The organism is Acrocarpospora pleiomorpha, from assembly GCF_009687885.1.
Lineage (GTDB): Bacteria > Actinomycetota > Actinomycetes > Streptosporangiales > Streptosporangiaceae > Acrocarpospora > Acrocarpospora pleiomorpha.
This window is the reverse complement of record NZ_BLAF01000050.1, coordinates 75,426-95,511: the sequence shown is the minus strand read 5'-3', so window position 1 is coordinate 95,511 and position 20,086 is coordinate 75,426. Positions and strand designations below refer to the sequence as shown.

At 71.3% G+C, this 20,086-nt stretch carries 12 protein-coding genes and 1 pseudogene (1 of these 13 running past the window's edge); 4 read left to right on the top strand and 9 right to left on the bottom strand.

Annotated elements, in window-relative coordinates; all coding sequences use genetic code 11:
- The 3 genes and pseudogenes from Aple_RS35730 to Aple_RS35725 form a co-directional block, all read left to right on the top strand.
- Positions 1 to 1,051, top strand: a 1,051-nt coding sequence (locus Aple_RS35730; protein ID WP_155349169.1) for an HNH endonuclease signature motif containing protein, incomplete at its 5' end; no start/stop codon positions are given.
- Positions 1,052 to 1,568: 517 nt separating this feature from the next.
- A pseudogene (locus tag Aple_RS56435) lies at positions 1,569 to 1,873 on the top strand (transposase family protein); the annotation flags it as partial.
- Between the two features lie 176 nt (positions 1,874 to 2,049).
- Positions 2,050 to 4,896, top strand: a complete 2,847-nt coding sequence (locus tag Aple_RS35725; RefSeq protein WP_155349168.1) for an alpha/beta hydrolase — start codon at positions 2,050 to 2,052, stop codon at positions 4,894 to 4,896.
- A 92-nt stretch (positions 4,897 to 4,988) separates the two neighbouring features.
- On the opposite strand, the gene Aple_RS35720 is transcribed toward Aple_RS35725, so the two are convergent.
- From Aple_RS35720 to Aple_RS53745, 3 genes are all read right to left on the bottom strand, one after another.
- Complete coding sequence (locus Aple_RS35720) at positions 4,989 to 5,294, bottom strand: winged helix-turn-helix domain-containing protein (RefSeq protein ID WP_155349167.1); 306 nt, start codon at positions 5,292 to 5,294, stop codon at positions 4,989 to 4,991.
- Positions 5,291 to 5,734 (bottom strand): hypothetical protein, encoded by a 444-nt coding sequence (locus Aple_RS35715; protein WP_155349166.1) that lies wholly within the window; start codon positions 5,732 to 5,734, stop codon positions 5,291 to 5,293. The genes Aple_RS35720 and Aple_RS35715 overlap by 4 nt, the downstream gene beginning before the upstream one ends.
- 157 nt (positions 5,735 to 5,891) lie before the next feature.
- Positions 5,892 to 6,080, bottom strand: coding sequence for a hypothetical protein (locus Aple_RS53745; RefSeq protein WP_155349165.1), 189 nt, complete (start codon positions 6,078 to 6,080; stop codon positions 5,892 to 5,894).
- A 71-nt stretch (positions 6,081 to 6,151) separates the two neighbouring features.
- Between Aple_RS53745 and Aple_RS35705 the strand changes: the two genes are divergently transcribed.
- Entirely contained in the window at positions 6,152 to 6,304 is a 153-nt protein-coding gene (locus Aple_RS35705) for a zf-HC2 domain-containing protein (protein ID WP_155349164.1), read from the top strand.
- 42 nt (positions 6,305 to 6,346) lie between these two features.
- Here Aple_RS35705 and Aple_RS35700 read toward each other — a convergent pair whose 3' ends face one another.
- The 6 genes in view from Aple_RS35700 to Aple_RS35675 are tightly spaced (each overlapping or abutting the next) and all read right to left on the bottom strand, a layout consistent with a single transcriptional unit that may run on beyond the window.
- Positions 6,347 to 7,207, bottom strand: coding sequence for an ABC transporter permease (locus tag Aple_RS35700; RefSeq protein WP_155349163.1), 861 nt, complete (start codon positions 7,205 to 7,207; stop codon positions 6,347 to 6,349).
- On the bottom strand, positions 7,200 to 8,048 hold the full coding sequence (locus Aple_RS35695; RefSeq protein WP_218038667.1) for an ABC transporter ATP-binding protein: 849 nt from the start codon (positions 8,046 to 8,048) through the stop codon (positions 7,200 to 7,202). Before Aple_RS35695 ends, Aple_RS35700 begins: the two co-directional genes overlap by 8 nt.
- A complete protein-coding gene (locus Aple_RS35690) occupies positions 8,045 to 9,196 on the bottom strand; it encodes a Zn-dependent hydrolase (protein WP_218038666.1) in 1,152 nt (383 codons plus the stop codon). Before Aple_RS35690 ends, Aple_RS35695 begins: the two co-directional genes overlap by 4 nt.
- Positions 9,193 to 10,116, bottom strand: coding sequence for an ornithine carbamoyltransferase (locus Aple_RS35685; RefSeq protein ID WP_155349161.1), 924 nt, complete (start codon positions 10,114 to 10,116; stop codon positions 9,193 to 9,195). The genes Aple_RS35690 and Aple_RS35685 overlap by 4 nt, the downstream gene beginning before the upstream one ends.
- Positions 10,100 to 17,860, bottom strand: a complete 7,761-nt coding sequence (locus Aple_RS35680; RefSeq protein WP_155349160.1) for a non-ribosomal peptide synthetase — start codon at positions 17,858 to 17,860, stop codon at positions 10,100 to 10,102. Before Aple_RS35680 ends, Aple_RS35685 begins: the two co-directional genes overlap by 17 nt.
- Positions 17,857 to 20,086: the 3' portion of a non-ribosomal peptide synthetase gene (locus Aple_RS35675; protein WP_155349159.1), read on the bottom strand. 1,130 nt of this gene lie beyond the right edge of the window; the window shows 2,230 of its 3,360 coding nt (coding positions 1,131-3,360); its start codon lies beyond the right edge, outside the window — the gene reads right to left on this strand; the stop codon is at positions 17,857 to 17,859. Before Aple_RS35675 ends, Aple_RS35680 begins: the two co-directional genes overlap by 4 nt.

The following is a 20,086-nucleotide window of genomic DNA, read 5'->3' as shown; positions in this document are numbered from 1 at the left end:
CCAGGCCGACGCGCTGTCGGCACTGCTCAGCAAGAAGGTCACCACCGAATTGCTGGTCCTGGTCCGCGCCGAATCCCTCCCCACCGACCACCCCGCACATGATGTCGACTTCACCAGCGATCGCTCCACACGTGATGTCGCCCCCACCACCGGCCATCCCACACCTGACGCCGACTCCACCCCTGCGGCCTCCACCGCAGCGTCCGGCACGTCCGCCACGCCCGCCGCGGGGGCGCCGCCATCGCCGAGCACATCCGGACGCGCCGACACCGACACAGCCGCGGCCGACACCGTCGACCCTGATCCCGCCAACGCTGACACCGCCGGCTCCAGCGATACCCGGCCCGGGACGCCTCAGGCCGGTGACGGCTCGACCCGCCGCGCGGGCGGCCCCCGCCACATTGGAGGCACGGGATCGGCCGAGTCAGGCGCCGCCAGCACGAGCACGGGATCGGCCGGGGCGGGTGCGGGGAGCACGGGCACGGGTTCAACCGGGCCAGGTACCGGCAGCATGGACACGGGTTCAGCCGGAGCGGGTGCGGGGAGCGAGGGCTCGGGTGCGGGGAGCGAGGGCTCGGGTTCGAGGCTGGTGCGGGAGGCGTGCAGGACGTGTGGGCATGCGCCAGATCGGCTGGCGCCCGGGCTGCTGATCGCCACCGGGCAGCTGCTGCCCATCTCCGACATCCACCGGCTCGCCCGCACCTCACGACTGGTCCGCATGGTCGTCGACGCCAAAGGCCGGGTTCTGGACGTGGGCCGCGCGGTACGCCTGGCCACCCCCGCACAGCGGCAGGCCATCCTGGCCCGCTACACCACCTGCTACCGCGACGACTGCACCATCCCCGCCGACATGTGCGAAATCGACCACGTCACCGGCTGGGCTGAGGGCGGCAGCACCGACCTGGACCAGCTCGCCCCCGCCTGCGCATGGCACAACCGCGACAAAGCAGCTCACCCCGACCGCTACCGCCTCCGCCGCAACCACGACGGCACCTGGACCCTGCTCCACCTCGGCAAAAGAGGCCGCTTCGCCGGACGATTCCGACGCTGAACCGAACCGGCACGAGCATGCCACCCGCCCCGGGCCGAGAACCGTCCACGACGGCTCCCTGCTTGGTCGGCTCTCCGTGCCGACTCCGCGTGCCAACTCCCCGTGCCGACTCTCCGTTTGGTCGGCTCCGACTTCGCCGGGTCCTGCGGCGTTGACAGTGCGAATGCCCGCGCGCCGATCTGCGGGAGATCGCGGCACTAGATCGCCTTGAGCCCTTCCACATAATCGATCATCAGCGCTGAGCGATCATCCCGGCAACCGGCAGGGTACGGCCCCGGCAGGAAAGACCCGAAGCCTCTGGTAGAAGCGGTCTTGACTAGAGATCAACCTCTGAACCCGAGGCTTCACGCGACCACTCAGTGTCACATACACCGCCAGCCTTGAGATCAACCGGGACATCGTCGAGTTCCTGGCGGCCCAACTCGCAGCTCACAGGCTCGCCATCAAAGTGCGCCAAGGCCGCCGCCAGCCTGCTGCCCGCTCTGGAGGAAGCCTCGGCCGGCGCGAACCCGCTTACGTGACCGACCTGGGCCATGAGAACCTCAGCCCCGCCATCCGCGCCCCGATCAAGAAACCCGAGGGCGGCGAACTCACCGTCGAGCAGCGGGCGTACAACCAGCTCATCCGCGGCGTACAGTCGCCGAACGCGCGAACTCCCTGCTCAGGACCGCCTTCAAGGCATTGCGGCGGGTCAGTCTCGACCCGCGCCGGATCGGCGCGATCGTCCAGGCCGCGCACGTCCTGCTCCGCCTGGAACACGGCCGCCACATTGCAGCTCTTCACTCAGCGCTTACGCGAAAAGGCTCAATCGGGGCCTGTTGAACCATGCCGGTGATCACGCTCGCCCTGTTGAAGGCTTGGCGCGGTGTGGAACAGGCAGGTAACAAGATCGCCCGTCGATGTTAACAAACCGGGCATACGGTGCGAACCGCCCGGCGTTCGGCGTTGATTCGCGGTGACGGCGGGGCTCCACCGGTTCGTACGAGTAAGGCCCTCACTTGAGCAATCTCCTTCGCCGCGCGGGAGCTGTCGCCGCGGTACTGGCACTCGCGTGTTTACCCCCCACCCTGATCACCGGAACCGCCTCGGCGGATCCCACGCCCGCCGACATCGTGGCCTCTGGCCCACAGTGGTCGGTCACCCGGGTGGCGGGCGGTTTCCTGGTCACCCTCGAACTCGCCGAGGAACTTCCGGTCATCGCCAGCGCCCCAACCCTCTCGGTCGACGGCACGATGCTCGGCCCGGCGACGGAATCCGCCGACGGGAAGTCCCTCTCGCTGGTCACCGCAGACCCCTCGGTGGCGACGGCCACCTCGGTGACCACTGACATCCTGGGGGCGGCCGAGCCGACGCCAAGGGCCAGGATGGCCCCGGGCCCGTCGGCGGCCCAGCCCACCACCACGCCGGGCGTCCTGCCGGCCGACCCCTCGACGCCGGGTTCCCACCAGGTCTCCGAGGCCGTCTACGACTTCGGCGACCAGGTGCTCCCGCTGCTCAACATCGGCGGTATCCGCGGCGAGCTGACCGGCAAGATCTACCTGCCGGACGGTCGCGGCAGGAAGCCGACAGTGATCTTCTTACACGGCCGGCACGGGTCCTGCTACGGCACGGGAGCGACCAACCCGGCGCGCTGGCCCTGCCGCCCCTCGCCGGACAGCCCTTCGCAGCGCGCGACGATCCCCAGCTATCTCGGCTACGACGCCCCGGCCCGCGCCCTGGCGAGCAACGGGTACGCCGTGGTCTCCATCTCGGCCAACGCCGTCAACTCCAACGACAACCAGCTCGCCGCCGACTACGGCGCCCAGGCCCGGGGCCAGCTGATCCTGGACACCCTGCGCATGCTGGAACAGGCCGACGACGGCGACCCGGTCGTCTACCACGACGCGTTCTACAACCGCGACGTCACCCTCGCCCAGGCGCTGACCGGCGACATCACCCCGGCCGGCCTGGTACGGAAATTCGACCTGGACAACGTCGGGATCATGGGCCACTCCCGTGGCGGTGAGGGAGTGGTCGCCGCCTCCACCCTCAACGACGCGCTCCCGCTCTGGCAGCAGTTCGGCATCAACGCGGTGCTCCCGCTCGCGCCCGTCGACTACGACCGGATCTCCCTGCCGAACACGGTCACCGCCACGATCCTGCCGTACTGCGACGGCGACGTGGAGAACCTCATGGGCCAGCACATCGTCGACGACTCGCGGCACAGCTTCAAGGACAACGTGCTCCGCTCGGCGGTCCTGACGATGGGCGCCAACCACAACTTCTTCAACACCATCTGGACCCCGGGCGGCTGGCCGGCCAGCACGGGCGACGACTGGTCCACCGGAGGCAGCGGCGCCGGCGACCCGGTGTGCGACCCGAACGCCGCGACCACGACCCGGCTCACCCCCGCCCAGCAGGTCCAGGTCGGGGCCACCTACATGGCGGGCTTCTTCCGGCTCACGCTCGGCGGCGAGAAGCAGTTCCAGCCGCTGTTCGACGGCTCGGCCGTGACCGCGCCCTCGACGTCCTTCGCGAACATCTCGGTGACCGCCACCCAGCCGGCGAAGTCGCGGGTGGACATCAACACCTTCGAGCGGCCCGACCCGGCCGTCCAGGTGTCGGGCGACGCCACCGCCGAGGTGTGCGTCAACATGGGCGGGACCGGCGGGGTGCAGCTCCCGCAGGAGTCGCCGCACTGCACCACCACGCTCAACTCGGCGGCCGTCCCGCACTGGTCGCCCGCGCTGTGGGCGTTCAACATCCCGTCGTCGCCGATGCTGCACCTGAAGTGGACGTCGCCGAGCGGTCAGGTGCGCGTCGCCGTCCCGCCGGGAGCCCGCGACATCAAGCGTTACGAGCAGCTGTCGGTGAAGATGGCCGCCGACGAGTTCGTGCCCACCGGGACCGACCTCACCGTCAGCGTCGCCGACGGCGCCGGGCACACCTGGTCCTCGCCGGTCTCCGCGCTCAACCCGGCCGCCGTCACCCGCCTGCCGGGTGTCACCTCGCCCTGGCTGCGCAAGGTGATCCTCCAGCAGGTGACGATCCCCACCTCGTCGCTCACCGGACTCGACCTGACCGACGTACGCGAGGTGCGTTTCACGGCCACGGAGGACGCCGCCTCCGGCGGGGTCTACATCTCCGACCTGTCGGCCGAGAACCGGGCCGTCGGCGCGCGCTCCCCCGAGCAGCAGGTGACCGTGAACATGGCTCCCGCCAACGTCGACGAAGGCTCCGGCACCGGCACCGCCACCCTGGCGGCGGTGCTGTCCCAGCCGACCGGCCACCCGGTCACCGCCTACGTCAGCGTTTTCGGCTCCGCCACCGGCCGGGCCGGAATCACGATGCGCCAGGTGACCTTCGCTCCCGGGCAGGTCTGCGTCCCGATCCAGGTGGGAACCCTCGGCGACCAGCTGCCCACCGGCACCCCGTCCACGTCGTTCAAGGTCTCGGTGACCAATACGGCCGGCGCGGTCATGGGCGACAAGGGTTTCAACAGGCTCACCGTACGCGAGGACGACGGGGTCACCGGCGGAACCCCCGCCCCCGAGGTGGGCGTCCCCGGTGACGCCTGCGCCGAGTACGCCGCGTCCCAGAAGCCCGGCCACCTGAACGTCGCGGGCTCCGTCTTCGCCGGGGCGACCAACACGCTCCGCGCCGGCGGCTACCGGTCCGGCGAGAGCGTCGAGTTCCGCCTGGACTCCACGCCCCTCGGCCGGGCCCTCGCCGACAGCGGCGGCACGGCCACCTTCACCGCGGCGATCCCCGCCGGGACCCCCCTCGGGAAGGTGACCCTGTCCGCGGTCGGCGCCGGTTCCGGCTACACCACGTCGGCCGTGTCGCGGGTCCGCGCGGCCGACTGACGGTCCATCCTCAGGGCATCGTGGCCGCGATGCCCTGAGGATCTCCCGGCTACCGTGTTGCCGCGCCGAACAGTCCCAGTCGTTTCTGTGTCTCAAGCGCGACGGGTACCCTCCGTGATCTGCTGAAGTATGGATGTGTAGTTCTGGAAGGCGTCGCGCCCTTCGTCGGTCAATGCCAGCCAGGTTCGGGGGCGTTTGCCGACGAAGCCTTTCGTTGCCCGCACGTAGCCCGCCTTCTCCAGCGTGGTGATGTGCTTGGACAGCAGTGAGTCGCTGACCTCGATCGTGTCCCTCAAAAAGCCGAAATCAACCGTTTCCGCCGCCGCGAGCATGGCCATGATGGACAGCCGCACAGGAGCGTGGATGATCTCGTCGAGCGCGTGCCGTGGATGGCTCACCGGTCCTCCGCGGAACGGAATATGCGCACCGCGCCGTACAGCAACGGGGCGCCTGCGATCAGCGCGACCAGTACATCGGCCACCGCCCACAGCGGGCCCGGGTCCTGCGGGTGCAGGAACATGTTGTAGACCGCCCCGATCACGGTCGTCCCTACAAACGCATAGGTGACGGAGAACGAGAGCCGGGACTGTAACCGACCGTAGACCTGCTGGCGGGCCAGGTAGAGGGCACCGGCCACGACGAGGGCGCCAGGTACCCAGATGGCGTAGTCCTTGACCGCTTCTGAGCCGAGCAGCGTGGCCAGCCAGTAGGCGGTGCTCCCGAGCCACATCCCCAGGAAGAACCACGCGCCCCGGCGGCCGGACTTCCGCACCGCGCCCTGCGCGCGGTCCACTTCACGACGGGCGGCCTCCGCTGACAAGTCGTCATGTTCCGGCATGTTTCCTCCTGGCCATATATTTGACTCTCGGTAGAGTACTCAACCATCGTTCAAGTGTCGAGAGATGAATGAGTAATCCCAGGTGGGGACCGTGCTATCAGCTGGAGCCTGGCCGGCCTGGAGAGCGCGGTGTAGCCGGAAGGATTTCGGAGGATGCCTACGCCGGGACCCTCGGCACGCTGATCTTCTCGGGTGCGTGGCTGATGCTGCTGCATGGCGGGCCTGTCTTCGCCATGCTCCACCGGGTGCGCAAGTGGGCGACGTACCTGGCGACGCCGCTCATCGCCGGGCATGTGCTGGTCGCGTCGGGGATCCCGCCGGGATACCGGGGCGTCTGGCGGTCCATGCACCTGGGCGGGCGGCTCGACAGGGGGTGGCGCAGCGGTTGTGGCCCGAATGGTCCCGGTGGGATGCCCGGTGCCGCCCGCCTCCCTGCTCGGCGGCCATCTGCTCTACTCCCTTGGCGAGGAGGAGCATGCCGAGCTCGGGCGGCATCTGGACGGCTGCGCGCGGTGCCGCGCCGAGCTCGCGGGCCTGCGGGACGTCGCCCGCCACCTCGACTCTCCCTAGGGGTGGGCAGGGTCAGGACGCGCCTGGCCCTGCCCCCTGGGGTCACCCGGCGTGCTGGTCCTTCCAGCGGAACGTCAGCAGGCAGAGCACCAGGCCGCCCACGATCCAGGCGGTCAGGACCAGGAAGGCCTTGCCCAGCTCGTACCCGCCGGTGATCTCCATGAACGCGGCCTCCTGCCCCAGGAAGACCGAGCGCATGCCCTGGCAGATCCACTTCAGCGGGAAGATCGCCGAGAGGTTCAGCAGCCAGTCGGGCAGGTCGGTGTGCGGGAGGAAGGAGCCCGAGATGAACTGCAGGACCACGAACGGGAGTGTGATCACGGCGGTGGCGCTGCGGGCCGAGCGGGGCACGCTGCTTGCCGCGATGCCGAGCATGGTCATGGCGGCCAGTCCCAGCAGGAACACCCAGGTGAAGGTCAGCCAGGGGCCGATCGCGGCGGGCAGCTGCAGGTCGTACAGGACCACGCCGAGGACGAGCAGGATCGCGACCTGGATGACGGCGACGACCAGGACGCTGCCGACCTTGCCGATGAAGTACGCGCTGGGCGGCATGGGCGTCCCGGCCAGCCTCCGCAGGCCGCCCTGGTCGCGTTCCACCGCGATCGAGATGCCGAGGTTCTGGAAGCTCACCGCCGTGATGCCGGTGCCGATCAGCCCCGCCACGTACACCTGGGAGACGGTGATGTCGGTGCCCCGGTACTGGGTGGTGAAGATCGACGCCAGGATGATCAGCATGACCACGGCGATCGAGAAGACGAACGCGACCTGGTCCTTCTCCCGGAAGAACATCTTCGTCTCCATGACCGCGCGGGCCAGGCCCACCCGCAACACCCGGCGCGGGTCGTTGCGCAGGGCTGGAAGGGGGGCGGGCCGGTCCAGCTGGGAAACGGTGACCTCACTCATCGGTCGCTCCTATCAGTCGCAGGTAGACGTCTTCGAGGGTGGGCCGGTCGACCCGCAGTTCCGGGACCTCGCCGCCGAACTCGGCCACCAGGTCCACCACGACCTGGGAGGGGGTGTCGGTGTCGAGCGAGCGCGGGCCGTCGGCGCTCATCCAGTGCACGGTGCTGACCGCCGAGGCGCGGCCGCCCAGGTCGCGGGGACGCCCTTCGGCGACGATGCGGCCCTGGGAGATCACGGCCAGCCGGTCGGCGAGCACCTCGACCTCGTCCAGGTAGTGGCTGGTGAGCATGATGGTGGTCCCGTCGGCGGCCAGGCCGAGGATGAGGTCGGCGAAGCGGCGGCGGGCCTCGGGGTCGAGGCCGGTGGTGGGCTCGTCCAGGAACAGCAGGTCGGGGTCGCCGATGATGCCCAGGGCCACGTCGAGCCTGCGGCGCTGGCCGCCGGACAGGGCGTGCACCCGCTTGCGGGCCTGGTCGGTGAGCCCGACCTGTTCGAGCACCTGGTCGGGGTCGCGAGGGCGCTCGTAGTACAGGGTGAAGTGGTGGACGAGTTCGGCGACCGACACCTCGGGGGTGTCGGCGGTGTTCTGCCAGACGATGCCGATCCGGTCCTTCCAGGCGGCGGTGGCGCGGCCGGGGTCCACCCCGAGCACGTCCACCTCGCCGGCGTCGCGGGTACGCTGCCCGCCGAGGATCTCGACCGCGGTGGACTTGCCGGCCCCGTTGGGGCCGAGCAGGCCGAACACCTCGCCGGGTCTGACGTCCAGGTCGATCCCGTCGACGGCGGTCACCCCGTCGTACTGCTTGCGCAGGCCGCGCACCCGCACTGCTGTCGTCGTCACTGCGACTCACCTTCTCTGTGGGCCAGGGAGACCACGGTCTCCAGAAGGGCCTGGCAGCCCTGCGTGAGCTGCCAGTCCGGGGTGTGCTCGGCGGGGGCGTGGCTGACTCCGGCGAGACTGGGCACGAACACCATGGCGGTCGGCGCGTGGCGGCTGAGCACTCCGGCGTCGTGACCGGCGAAGCTCACCATCCGTTCGAAGGGCGCGCCAAGGCGTTTGCATACTTTCTCCAGGAGGTCGCAGAGGGCGGGGTCGAAGCGGGACCTCGGTTTGCTGGACAGCGGCTCGACCAGCGCCACGCAGTTCTCCTCTTCTGCGACCAGTGCGGCGTGGGCTCGCAGCCCGGCGGCGGCGGTCTCCAGCGCGGCCGGGGTGGCGGCGCGGAACTCCACCACCAGGCGGGCCTGCCCGGGGATCACGTTCGGCGCGCCGGGGAGGACCTCGACGCAGCCGACGTTGGCGACCATGCCGGGGTCGGCCGCGGCGGCGATGTCCCTGACCTGGACCAGCACCCGGGCGGCCGCGCGGGCGGCGTCGGCGCGGCCGTGCATGGGGGTGGTGCCCGCGTGGTTGGTCTCCCCGGTCAGGGTGACGGTGTGCCGGTCGATGCCGACGATGCCCTCCACGACGCCCAGCTCAAGACCGGCGGCCTCCATCCGGGGGCCCTGCTCGATGTGGAGCTCCACGAACGCGGCGATGTCGGATATATGGTCACCCGCGCAGAAGGCGGTCGAGCCGACGAGCCCGCCGTCGGAGGAGGGCGAGGCGCCCTCCTCGTCCCAGAAGCTGACGATCTCCAGGGTCAGCGCGGCCGGGTGGCCGGCTTCCCGCAGGGTGCGCAGGACCTCCAGGGCGGCGATCACCCCGTACGCGCCGTCCAGGCGCCCGCCGCCGGGGACGCTGTCGGTGTGCGAGCCGGTCAGCAGCCAGGGGCCGGTCCCGGCGGGATGGCGGCCGAAGACGTTGCCGATGCCGTCCCGCCAGGCCAGGCAGCCGGCGTCTTCGATGCGGCCGGCCAGCCAGTCGCGGGCGGCCAGGTCGGCGGCCGACCCGGCGACCCGGTCCACGCCGCCGTCGAGCCGCCCGCCGAAGGCCGCCAGCGCCGCCAGGTCGGCGAGCAGCCGGTCGGCGGAGATGCGGGGGCTCACGCGCCCACCGCCCACTCCAGCACGGCGGTCGCGCTGTGCATCTTGTTCTCCGCCTGGTCGAAGGCGATGCTGCGCGGCCCGTCCAGGACCTCGGCGGCGACCTCCTCGCCCCGGTGGGCGGGCAGGTCGTGCATGAAGAACGCGTCCGGGTAGCGGTCCATCAGCTGCTGGCCGACGTGGAAGGGCGCGAAGGTGTCCCGCCAGTGCGGGTCGGGCTTGGTGGTGCCGGTGGTCTGCCAGCGGGTGGTGTAGACGACGTCCACCTCGCCGGGGAGGGCGTCCATGTCGTGGCGTTCGGTGACCAGGCCGCCGTACTCCTTGGCCTGGCGGGTGACCCGTTCGGCGAGGCCGTACCCGGGTGGGGTGCGCAGGTGCAGTTCCGCGCCCGGGAAGCGGGCCAGGGCGAGGGCCAGGGCGGCGGCGGTGTTGTTGCCCTCCCCCACGTAGAGGACGCGCAGGCCGGTGATCGCGCCGAAGCGCAGGCGCAGGGTGGTGAGGTCGGCCAGGGCCTGGGTGGGGTGCTCGTCGGCACTCATGGCGTTGATCACGGGCATCCGGTTCTGGGCGGCCAGCGCCGCCATCTCCTCGGGCGGGCCCGCGGTCCTGATGACCAGGACGTCCAGCATCCTGGCCAGCACGCGGCCGGTGTCGTGCAGCGTCTCGCCGGTGTTGACCTGGAGGTCGCCGGGGCCGTACGAGATCAGGCCGGCGCCCAGGCGCAGGGCGGCGGCGGAGAAGGCGGTCCTGGTACGGGTGGAGGTGCGGGTGAAGTAGACGCCGACGACGCGTCCCCGCAGGCCGGAGGAGGTGGCGGCGCCCGCGCTGACGGCGCAGCCCCGCTCGACCAGCTCGGTGAGGTCCTCGCCGGACAGGTCGGTGAGGGAGATCAGGTGGCGGGCGCGGTCAGGTTCTGGCCGCATGGGGGGTCACCTCACTTGATCGGAGCAGCTGGACGAGGGTGTCGACGTAGGGCGGGTCGAACACGCCCCGGTGGGCGCAGCCGAGCCGGTGCACGCTCAGCCCGCCGCCGGCGAGCTCGCGCCACCGGCCGAGATAGTCCTGGTACGGCCTGCGCCCGGTCACGGTGTGATTCCCCCCCGCGCAGTCGTCGCTGGCCACCAGCCGGACCCGCAGCGGCAGGGCGGGGAAGCGGTAGGCGGCGGTGGCCTCGTCGAGGGTGCGCCAGAGCTCGATCTGCGCGGAGAGCGCGCCGAGATCCTCGCGGGCGGCGAGGATGCCGAGGTCGGCCAGCATCCGCCTGGCGCGCAGGTCGGCGACGCGGCGGCCCAGGCGGGTTCTGCCGGGGTCGCGCAGCAGGCTTTCCAGCTGGTCGAAGGTGTCGGCGCCGACGGCGCTGCCGGGGATGTCGGCCATCGGGTCCAGGAGGGTGAGCTCGGGCGGCGGGTGACCGGCGGCTATCAGCTGGGCGGCCATCTCCCAGGCGATCACGCTGCCGGAGGACCAGGCCAGCAGGTGCGGGGACGGGCCGAGCAGGCGGACGTAGCGTCCGGCCAGCCGCCGCAGGTCGGCCGCTTCCTCCGGGCCTGGTACGGCGAAGGCGGCGACCGGGCGGGACAGCCGCTCGGCCACCGGGCGGTACCAGTGCGAACCGCCGCCCGCCGGGTGCACGGCGTATAGTGGCGGAAGGTCCGTCTCCCGCTCGCGCAACCAGATCAGCGAGGGTTCGGGGTGCGGGGACTCCAGCCTGGCCGCCAGGGCGCGGATGGTCCGCAGTTCGAGGATGTCGTGCGTGCGCAGGGCGAGCCCGCGCCGACCGGCCAGGGCGACCGCTCGCAGCATCAGCAGAGAATGGCCGCCCAGGTCGAAGAAGTCATCGTCCCTGCCGATCGCGGCCACTCCGAGAATCTCAGCCCAGATCTGGGCGAGTTCGAGCTCGACGGGAGTGGCCGGCGGCTCGGAATCACGCGGCGACGGCCCACCCGGATCAGGCAGGGCCTTACGGTCAAGCTTGCCATTGGCAGTAAGCGGCACCGCCTCAACCTGCACCACCCGCCACGGCACCAGATGCCCGGGCAGCCGCTCCCGCAACCGCGCCAAACACGCCGCCTCGTCAAACCCTCCAGCTGGTACGGCGGGGACGACGTAACCGATGAGCCGGTCGCCTGTTGCCACCACCACGGCTTCGGCTACCTGCGGGTCGTCCGCCAGTGCCGCCGCGACCTCGCCGGGCTCGACTCGGTAGCCGCGGATCTTGACCTGGTCGTCGAGGCGGCCGAGCAGGTCGAGGTCGCCGGAGAGTAGGACGCGGGCGATGTCGCCGGATCGGTACATGCGTGATCCCGGCGGTCCGTAAGGGTCGGGGACGAATCGTTCGGCCGTCAGGGCGGGCCTGCCCCGGTAACCTCGGGCCACGCCGACGCCGCCGATCATCAGTTCTCCCGGGGTTCCTTCGGGGCGCGGCTCGAACCAGCGGTCCAGGACTCGCGCGGAGGCGCCCGGCAGGGCTTTGCCGATCGGCACCCTCGGTCCAGGGATGGGTGCCGAGGTCGTGAACGCGGTGCAGGCCACGGTGGCCTCGGTCGGGCCGTATTCGTTGATGATCTTGGAGCCGGGGGCGACGGTCAGCCAGCGTTCGGCCAGCCTGGGCGTGAGGGCCTCGCCGCCGACCAGCCAGGCGCGGGCGAGGCCTTCGGCAGCCGCCGGCGGGAGGGTCTGGGTGAGGGCTTCCAGGTGGGAGGGGGTGAGCTTGACGAAATCGTATGGGCCGCCCTGGAGGAGGAGGTCGCCCAGCTGTGCCAGGTCGAGGTCGGGTGGGAGCAGCCGTACCTGGTGGCCGAGAGCCAGCGGCGCGAACAGGGAGGTGACCGCCATGTCGTAGGCGGCCGAGGAGAACAGCGGCGCGCTCCCCCGGGCGTCTGCGGCGCGCAGATAGGACGACAGGCTCCGATGGGTGATCTCGACTCCCTTCGGCCGCCCGGTGGAACCCGAGGTGTAGATCACGTAAGCAAGGGAGTCGGGATCGACGGCCACTGGCTCGATCGCCTCCGCCGACTGCCCGTCCCGAGGGCTGACCACGACCAAGGCGTACCCGCCCTGGTCACCGCGATCGTCGCGCTCGCCCCCGCCTTCACCGTCGCTCTCGCCGTCGTCTTCGCTCTCGACATTGCCCTGGCCCTGGTCCTGGCCTTGGACCTCGCCCTGGCCCTGGCCCTCGCCCTGGCCCTCGCCCTCGCCCTCGCCCTCGCCCTCGCCCTCGCCCTCGCCCTCGCCCTCGCTGAGGAGGATGCGGGCGTCCGCGTCCGCCAGAAGCGCCATACGGCGGTGACGGGGCCAGGACGGTTCGAGCGGGAGGTAGGCCGCGCCCGCGTACCAGATCGCTAGGAACGCGACCAGCAGTTCGGGACCGCGTTCGAGGCAGACACCGACGACACGTTCGGGACCTGCGCCCAGCTCACGCAACCGACCCGCCAAACGGGACGCGCGATCGTGCAACTCGCCATATGACAGGGGAACGCCCTCGGTCGTGCTCGCCTCGGTTCCGCCTGAAGTGCCGCTCGAAGTGCCGCCCTGTGTGACCGCGAGCGCTGCCGGGGTGGTCTTGGCGTGGGCCGCGATCAGGAGCGGAACCGGGAAGGGGGAAGCCCCAAGGGAAGCCTCTAGAGGGGCTTCGGCGGATGTGGGGGCGTTCGGGGCGGGGAGGTAGGCGGACAGGGCGTCGCCCTCTGGGTCGGTGGCCATCGCGGTGATGACGCGCCGGTAGGTGTCCGCCAGACGGGTCAGAGCCGATTGGCCGATGACGCGACGGCGGGCGGTGAGGGTGAGGGTGCCGCTGCGGACAGTCACCTGGAGGGGGAACTCGTTCGGGGTCTCGCCGGTGCTGTCCAGTAGATCCACGAGCTCCCCGTCGACCATGTGGAAGTCGAGGTAGTTGAAGAACGCCGCGAGCAGCGGCCCGCCCGCTCCCCACCGGTGCTGCATCTCCGGTAGCGGGAAGCGCCGGTGCCCCCACAGACGCACCTCCCGGTCGAACACGTCCCGGACCAGATCGCGCCAGGTGGGCGCGTCCAGCTGGAACGGGAACGGAACGATGTTGAGGAACATGCCGTGCAGCCGGTCGGCCCCCACGACCTCGGGCCGCGCGTCGCAGACCAGCCCGCTGTGGAAGGCCGCGTCTCCGGTGAAGCAACCCAGCACCTTCAGATGAGCGGCCAGCAACACGCTCTTGAGCGGCACCCCCGCAACGGCCGCCAGCCGCAACAGCCCTTCGTAGGCGTCCAGCAGATCAACGCCTAGCAAATCGAGCTCGTCACCCGCATCCTGATCCGCCCACTCCTCCGGTACGCCCCAACGGGCGTGGGCGTCCAACGTCTTGGCCCAGAACCCCTGATCCGCAGGGTCGGCGAGGGAAGCGATCTCGGCCGCGACAAAATCGGCGTACCGGACAGTGGGCAGCCCGGGCTCGGACGACACAGACTCAGACGCCGTGAACCCAGACAACCCAAGTTCGGAAAGCACAGGTTCAGACAGCGCGGACCCGGACGACATGGAACCGGACGACGCGGACCCGGACAGCACAGGCTCGGACAGCACAGGCTCGGACGACGCGGCCCCGGACAACACGGACCCGGACGACGCGAATTCGGACAGCGCAGGCTCGGACAGCGCAGGCTCGGACAGCGCGGACCCAGACAGTGCGGACCCAGACAGCGCCGACTCCGACAGCGCAGGCTCCGACAGCGCAGGCTCCGACAGCGCAGGCTCCGACAGCGAGAGTTGGGATAGTGCGGGCTCCGGCTTGGTGTCGCGGATTGAGTGGTAGGTGTCTAGGAGTTCCATCAGGAGGAGGTGTTGGCTCCAGCCCTCGATGATCACGTGGTGGAGGCTCATGCAGAGCCGCCATCGGAGGTTCTCCTCGACGTGTGCGAACAGGCGGAGCAGTGGGGCGTGGCTCAGGTCTACTGGGCGTTCCCGCTCGTGTTCCGCCCAGTGGACGGCTTCGGCTGCGCGTTGGTCTGGGGGGAGGTGGCGCAGGTCGCGTACGCCGAAGGAGATCTCTGCCTTGGCGTGGACGATCTGGACGGGGACCGAGAACGCGCCCAGTTCGATGGAGGTGCGTAGGTTCTCGTGGCGGGCGGTGACGAGTGTGGCGGCCGCGCGTAGAGCCTCGGCGTCGAAGGGGCGGTCGTCGCGGATGCCGAAGCTGAAGACGTCGTGGTAGTAGCCCGCGCCCGGGTGGGCGAGGTACTGGTAGACCATGCCCGCCTGGATCTGGGAGAGCGGGTAGGCGTCGACCGCGCCGGCCGGGACGAGGGCGGCGTCCTCCGGGCCGAGCAAGGCGAACGGCTCCGCCCTGACGTGTTCGCCGGCGGCGGGGCGGTCGGCGGCCAGACGGGCCAGGCGGGCGATGGTCCGTAGCTCGAACAGGTCGCGTACGGCGACGTCGAACCCGGCGGCGCGCAGGTCCCCGACGAGCGCGACGGCGCGCAGCGAGTCGCCGCCGAGTTCGAAGAAGTCGTCGTCGACGCCGATCGGGGAGCGGGCCAGGACCCGCGTCCACTCGGCGAGCATGCGGGCCTCGCCGTGTGTGCCCGGCGGGGTGCGCGGGCCGGGCGTGCCGGGCGTGGTGCCGGGGTCAGGCAGGGCCTGCCTGTCGATCTTGCCGTTGGGGGTCAGCGGCAGGCGTTCGACCTGCACGTACAGGGCTGGGACCAGGTGGGCGGGCAGGGCGGCGGCGCAGTGCCGCCGCAGTTCGGTTTCGCCGCCCTCGGGGAGGTGGGTGAGGTAGGCGACGAGCCTGCCCCTTCGGGCGGCGACGGCCGCTTCGTGTACGGCGGGATGGGCGGTAAGGATGGTTTCGACCTCGGCCGGTTCGACGCGGTAGCCGCGCAGCGCGATCTGGTCGTCGAGGCGGCCGAGGAATTCCAGGGCGCCGTCGGCGCGGCGGCGGGCGCGGTCGCCGCTGCGGTAACGGCGTGAGCCCGGCGGGCCGTACGGGTCGGGGACGAAGCGTTCGGCGGTGAGGGCGGGTCTGCCCAGGTAGCCGCGGGCGACGCCGGCCCCGCCGACGTGGAGCTCCCCGGCGACGGCGGGCGGCGCGGGGTCGCCGTAGCAGTCGACGACGCGGGCGCTCAGGTCGGCCAGCGGGCGGCCGATGACGCTGACGCCGGGCGTCTCCCCGCCGACCCGGTGCAGGGTGACGTGGACGGTGGTCTCGGTGATTCCGTACATGTTGACGAACTCGACGCCGGGCCAGGAGGGCAGCGTGGCGGCGTCCAGGCGCTCGCCGCCGAAGACGACCAGGCGCAGGGGGTGCCCGGCCGGGAGCGGGTCGCGGTGGGCAGCGGAGGCCAGGCCCGCGAACGCCGACGGCGTCTGGTTGAGCACGCTCACCCGCTCCCGGACGAGCAGGGCGCGGAAGTCCTCAGGCGAGCGGGAGACGGCGAACGGCACGACCACCAGTCGCCCGCCGGTGGAAAGTGCCCCCCACATCTCCCAGACAGAGAAGTCGAAGGCGGCCGAGTGGAACAGCGTCCAGACGTCTTCCGGGCCGAACCCGAACTCGCCTTCGGTGACGCCGAGCAGCCGCGCGAGGTTGGCGTGGGTGACCAGCACCCCCTTGGGGCGGCCGGTCGAGCCGGAGGTGTAGATCACGTAAGCGAGGCCGTCGGGGTCGGTAGTCCGCTCCGGCGGTCCCTGCGGATCGTCCAGGCCAGAGGGCTGGTCGGGAAAGAGCGCACGCGCATCCGGGCCGGAAAGCCGGTCGGGGGACCGCACGTGCGCGTCCGGACCGGAGACCTGGTCGAGAGACAACACGTGCACGTCCGCACTGGAGGGCTGGTCGAGAGACAGCACGTGTGCGTTCGGGCCGGAGGGCTGGTCGAGAAACATTGCGTGGGCGTTTGGGAAGGCATCGGCCAGAGACGGTTCCGTGATGACGATGCGGGCGCCGCAGTCCTCGAAGGTTTGGGACAAGCGGGCTGCCGGGTGGTCCGGGTCGAGGGGGACGTATGCGCCGCCCGCCTTCCAGACCGCGAGCAGGGCGGGGACCAGGGCGATTCCCCGGGGCAGGCAGACCGCGACGCGGGTCTCCGGGCCGACGCCGAGGGCGCGTAGCCGCCAGGCCAGGCGGTTCGCGCGGGCGTCCAGTTCGGCGTAGGTGAGGGATGCGCCGTCGACGGTCAGCGCCACCGCGTCGGGGCGGGTACGGGCCTGGCGTTCGACCAGGTCGGTGACCAGGACGGCGGGCGGGGCCGAGGTGAGGCGGGTGGGCTCGTCGTCGGTGAGGGGCAGGGCGGAGATCGCGCGGGAGGGGTCGGCGGCGATGCCGCGCAGGAGCCGCTGGAAATGTGCGGCCATCGCCTCGATTGTGGCCGGGTCGAACAGGGCGGCGGCGTAGTCGAGCACGCCGAACAGGCCGCCTTCGGTCGTCTCCTCCAGCTGCAGGTTGAGGTCGAACTTGGCCACCGAGCCTTCGGTGAGCAGCGTCTCGGCCTTGAGGATGCCGTAGTCGCCCTCGCCGGACTCCTGGTTGTGCAGGCCGAACATCACCTGGAACAGCGGGTTGCGGGACAGGTCGCGGTCCGGCCGCAGGTCCTCGACGAGCCGTTCGAAGGGCAGTTCCTGGTGGTCGAGCGCGTCCAGGACGACCGAGCGGGTGCGGTCGAGCAGCTCGCGGAAACCGGGATCGCCCCGCCACCTGCCGCGGATCACCAGCGTGTTAACGGTGAAGCCAATCATTCCGGATATTTCCGGCAGGACCCGCCCGGCGACGGGGGTGCCGATCGCGATGTCGCGCTGCCCGGAGTAGCGCGACAGCAGCAGCTGGAAAGCGGTGAGCAGGACCATGAACAGGGTGGCCTGGCGTTCCCGCCCGACCTGGCGCAGCCGCTCGGCCACCTCGGCGGGCACGTGGAACTCGGTCTTGCCACCCGCCCAGTCCCGTACGGCAGGGCGCGGCCGGTCGGTCGGCAGCTCCAGCGCGGGCACGCCGTCGAGCTGCTCGTGCCAGTAGGCGAGCTCACGTTCCAGCAACGCCCCCGACATACGGGTACGCTGCCAGGCGGCGTAATCGGCGTACTGAACGGGCAACGGCGGCAACTGCCCGGCCGGATCCTCCTGGCCGAGGGCGAAGCCCAGGTAGAGGGCGGGCCACTCGGAGTCGATCACGCCCAGCGACCAGCCGTCGAAGGCGATGTGGTGGTAGACCGCGACCATGACATGGTCGTCGTCGTCCAGCTTGGCGAGCCAGATCCGCAGCGGCCACTCCCGGTCCAGCGCGACCGGCGTGCGCGCCTCCCGTTCGAACACCGCCATCGCGGCGGGCAGCCGCTCGGCGGCGGGCAGGTGGCTGAGGTCGGCCTCCCTGACCTCGATCGGCCGGGGCTCGTCGACGATCTGCGCGGGCTCGCCGCCGATCACCTGGTAGCGGGTGCGCAGGATCTCGTGGCGGGCGGCCACGGCGTCCCAGGCCCGCCAGACGGCGGTCGTATCGAGCGATCCGCGCAGCCGCATCGCCATCGGGACGAGGTATTCGGGGCTGCCGGGGTCGAGCTGGTGCAGCAGCCACAGCCGCCGCTGCCCGAACGACAGCGGCAGCGGCCGCGACCGGTCGGCGGGCGGCACGCCCTGCCTGCGCCGCCGCGCCCCGGCCAGCCTGCGGCGGATCAGGTCGGCCCGCAGCGTTTCGGTGTCCGGTGTGGTCATGGCCCGGGTTCTCCGTGGTAGGCGAGCAGTTCGTCGTGGCTCATCTGTTCGATCTCGGCGCGTACGGCGTCCTCGACCGCGCCGGCCAGGCCCGCCACGGTGGGCGCCTCGAAGAACCTGCGGAAGGAGATCTCCACCTCGAAGGCGTCCCTGACGCTGCCGATGAGGCGGATGGCGGTGATCGAGTCGCCGCCGGCGGCGAAGAAGTCGTCGTGCACGCCCGGGTCGGCGATCCCCGACACGCGCGACCAGAGCTCGGCGACGATCTCCTCGGTTTCCGTTCTGGGCGCCTGGTGGGCGGGGGCGTCGGCCGCGCCCGGCAGGGGCAGGGCGGTCACGTCCACCTTGCCGTTGCGGGTGAGCGGGATCGCGCCGACCAGGATGACGTCGGCGGGGACCATGTGCTCCGGCAGGTGACGGCGGGCGTGCTCGACCAGGTCGGCGACGGTAACGGCGTTGGCAGCGGCATTGGTGTTGACAGCGTTAGCGGCGGCGGCATTGGTGCTGACGGCATTGGTGCTGACGGCATTGGCGGCGGCGCTGGCGGCGGCGTGGGTCATGGCGGTGGGCACGGCGTATCCGGCCAGGCGGGGTGCGCCGGGTTGCCCGTGCGCGACGACGACCGCGTCCCGCACGCCTGGGTGGGCGCGCAGCACGGCGGCGATCTCGCCGGGTTCGATCCGGTGGCCGCGGATCTTGACCTGGTCGTCGGCGCGGCCGTGGAACTCCACCTCGCCGGTCGCGGTACGGCGGGCGAGGTCGCCGGTGCGGTACAGGCGCCCCCCTCCCGCGGCGGGGATGAACCGCTCGGCGGTCAGGCCGGGGCGGCCGAGGTAGCCGCGTGCCAGCCCCGGGCCGCCGACGTGGAGTTCCCCGATGACGCCGTCGGGCACCGGCCGCAGCTCGGCGTCCAGGATGAGCGCGGTCACCCCGGCCATCGGCAGCCCGATCGGCACGGTGCCGTCCACGAGTTCCTCGCCGGGTGGCACGAGGTGGGCGAAGCAGGAGACCGTGGTCTCGGTCGGGCCGTAGGAGTTGATCAGGGGGGTGCCGGGGGCGAGTTCCCGCCATCGGCGTACCAGCTCGGCCGGGAGGGCCTGCCCCGCCACCACCAGCAGGCCGGTGAGCGCCGCCGCCTGCTCCGCGGTGAGCTGATGGGTGAGCAGTTCCAGGTGCGCCGGGGTCATCTTGGCGAACGTGTACGGCGCGGACGCGGCCAGGGCCTTGCCAAGGTCGGCCAGGTCCAGGTCCTCCGGCAGCAGCCGCAGCGTGCGCCCGGACATCAGCGGCTGGAACAGCGCGGGCACCACGAGGTCAAAGGCCGCCGAGGAGAACAACGGCACCTCACCGGAACCGTGCGGATATCCGGCGGTAACGGCGATATATCCGGCCAGAGACCGCTGGCTGACCAGCACCCCCTTGGGACCTCCCGTCGATCCCGAAGTGAAGATGACGTACGCCAGCTGGTCCGGGTCACTCGCGCGCGCGGGAGCCGTGACGGGAAGGCCACCAAGCCGATCGACCCGAACGACGTCAACACCCCCCAGCACCACATCTTCCGGCGCCGTGTCCCCCAGCACCTCGCCGTCAGGCACCTCGCCGTCAGGTCCTGGTGCGGCCAGGAGGATGTGTGCGCCGGCGTTGGATAGCAGGTGGGCCAGGCGGGCGGGTGGGGTGGCAAGGTCCAGGGGGAGGTAGGCCGCGCCGGCCTTCCACACGCCCAGCAGTGCGGGCATCAGGTGCTCGCCTCTCGGGACGCGTACGCCGACGACGGTTTCCGGGCCCGCGCCCCGGTCTCGCAGGAGGTGAGCGATGCCGTTCGCGCGGGCGTCCAGTTCGGCGTAGGTGAGGCGGACGCCGCCGGTCGCGATCGCCACCGCGTCGGGCGTGGCGCGGGCCTGGGCCTCGAAGGAGTCCAGGACCAGGGGCGCTTCCACGGCTGGCGGGCCGGTCAGGATCGTGCCGGTCTCCTGCATGTCGGCGAGGGCCACGAGGGTGTCCTGGTCGGCGGCGAACATGGCGAGCAGCCGTACATACCGGGCGGCGAGGCCCTCGATCGTGGCCCGATCGAAGATGGCGGTGGCGAACTCCAGGCGGCCCAGCAGGGAGCCGTCGGTCACATCCTCGACGTAGCAGGAGAGGTCGAACTTGGCCGCCGGGGAGTCGGGCACGACCTGGGTGGCCGCGAGTTCGTCCAGGTCGACGCGGAGGGAGTCGTCGGTCTGG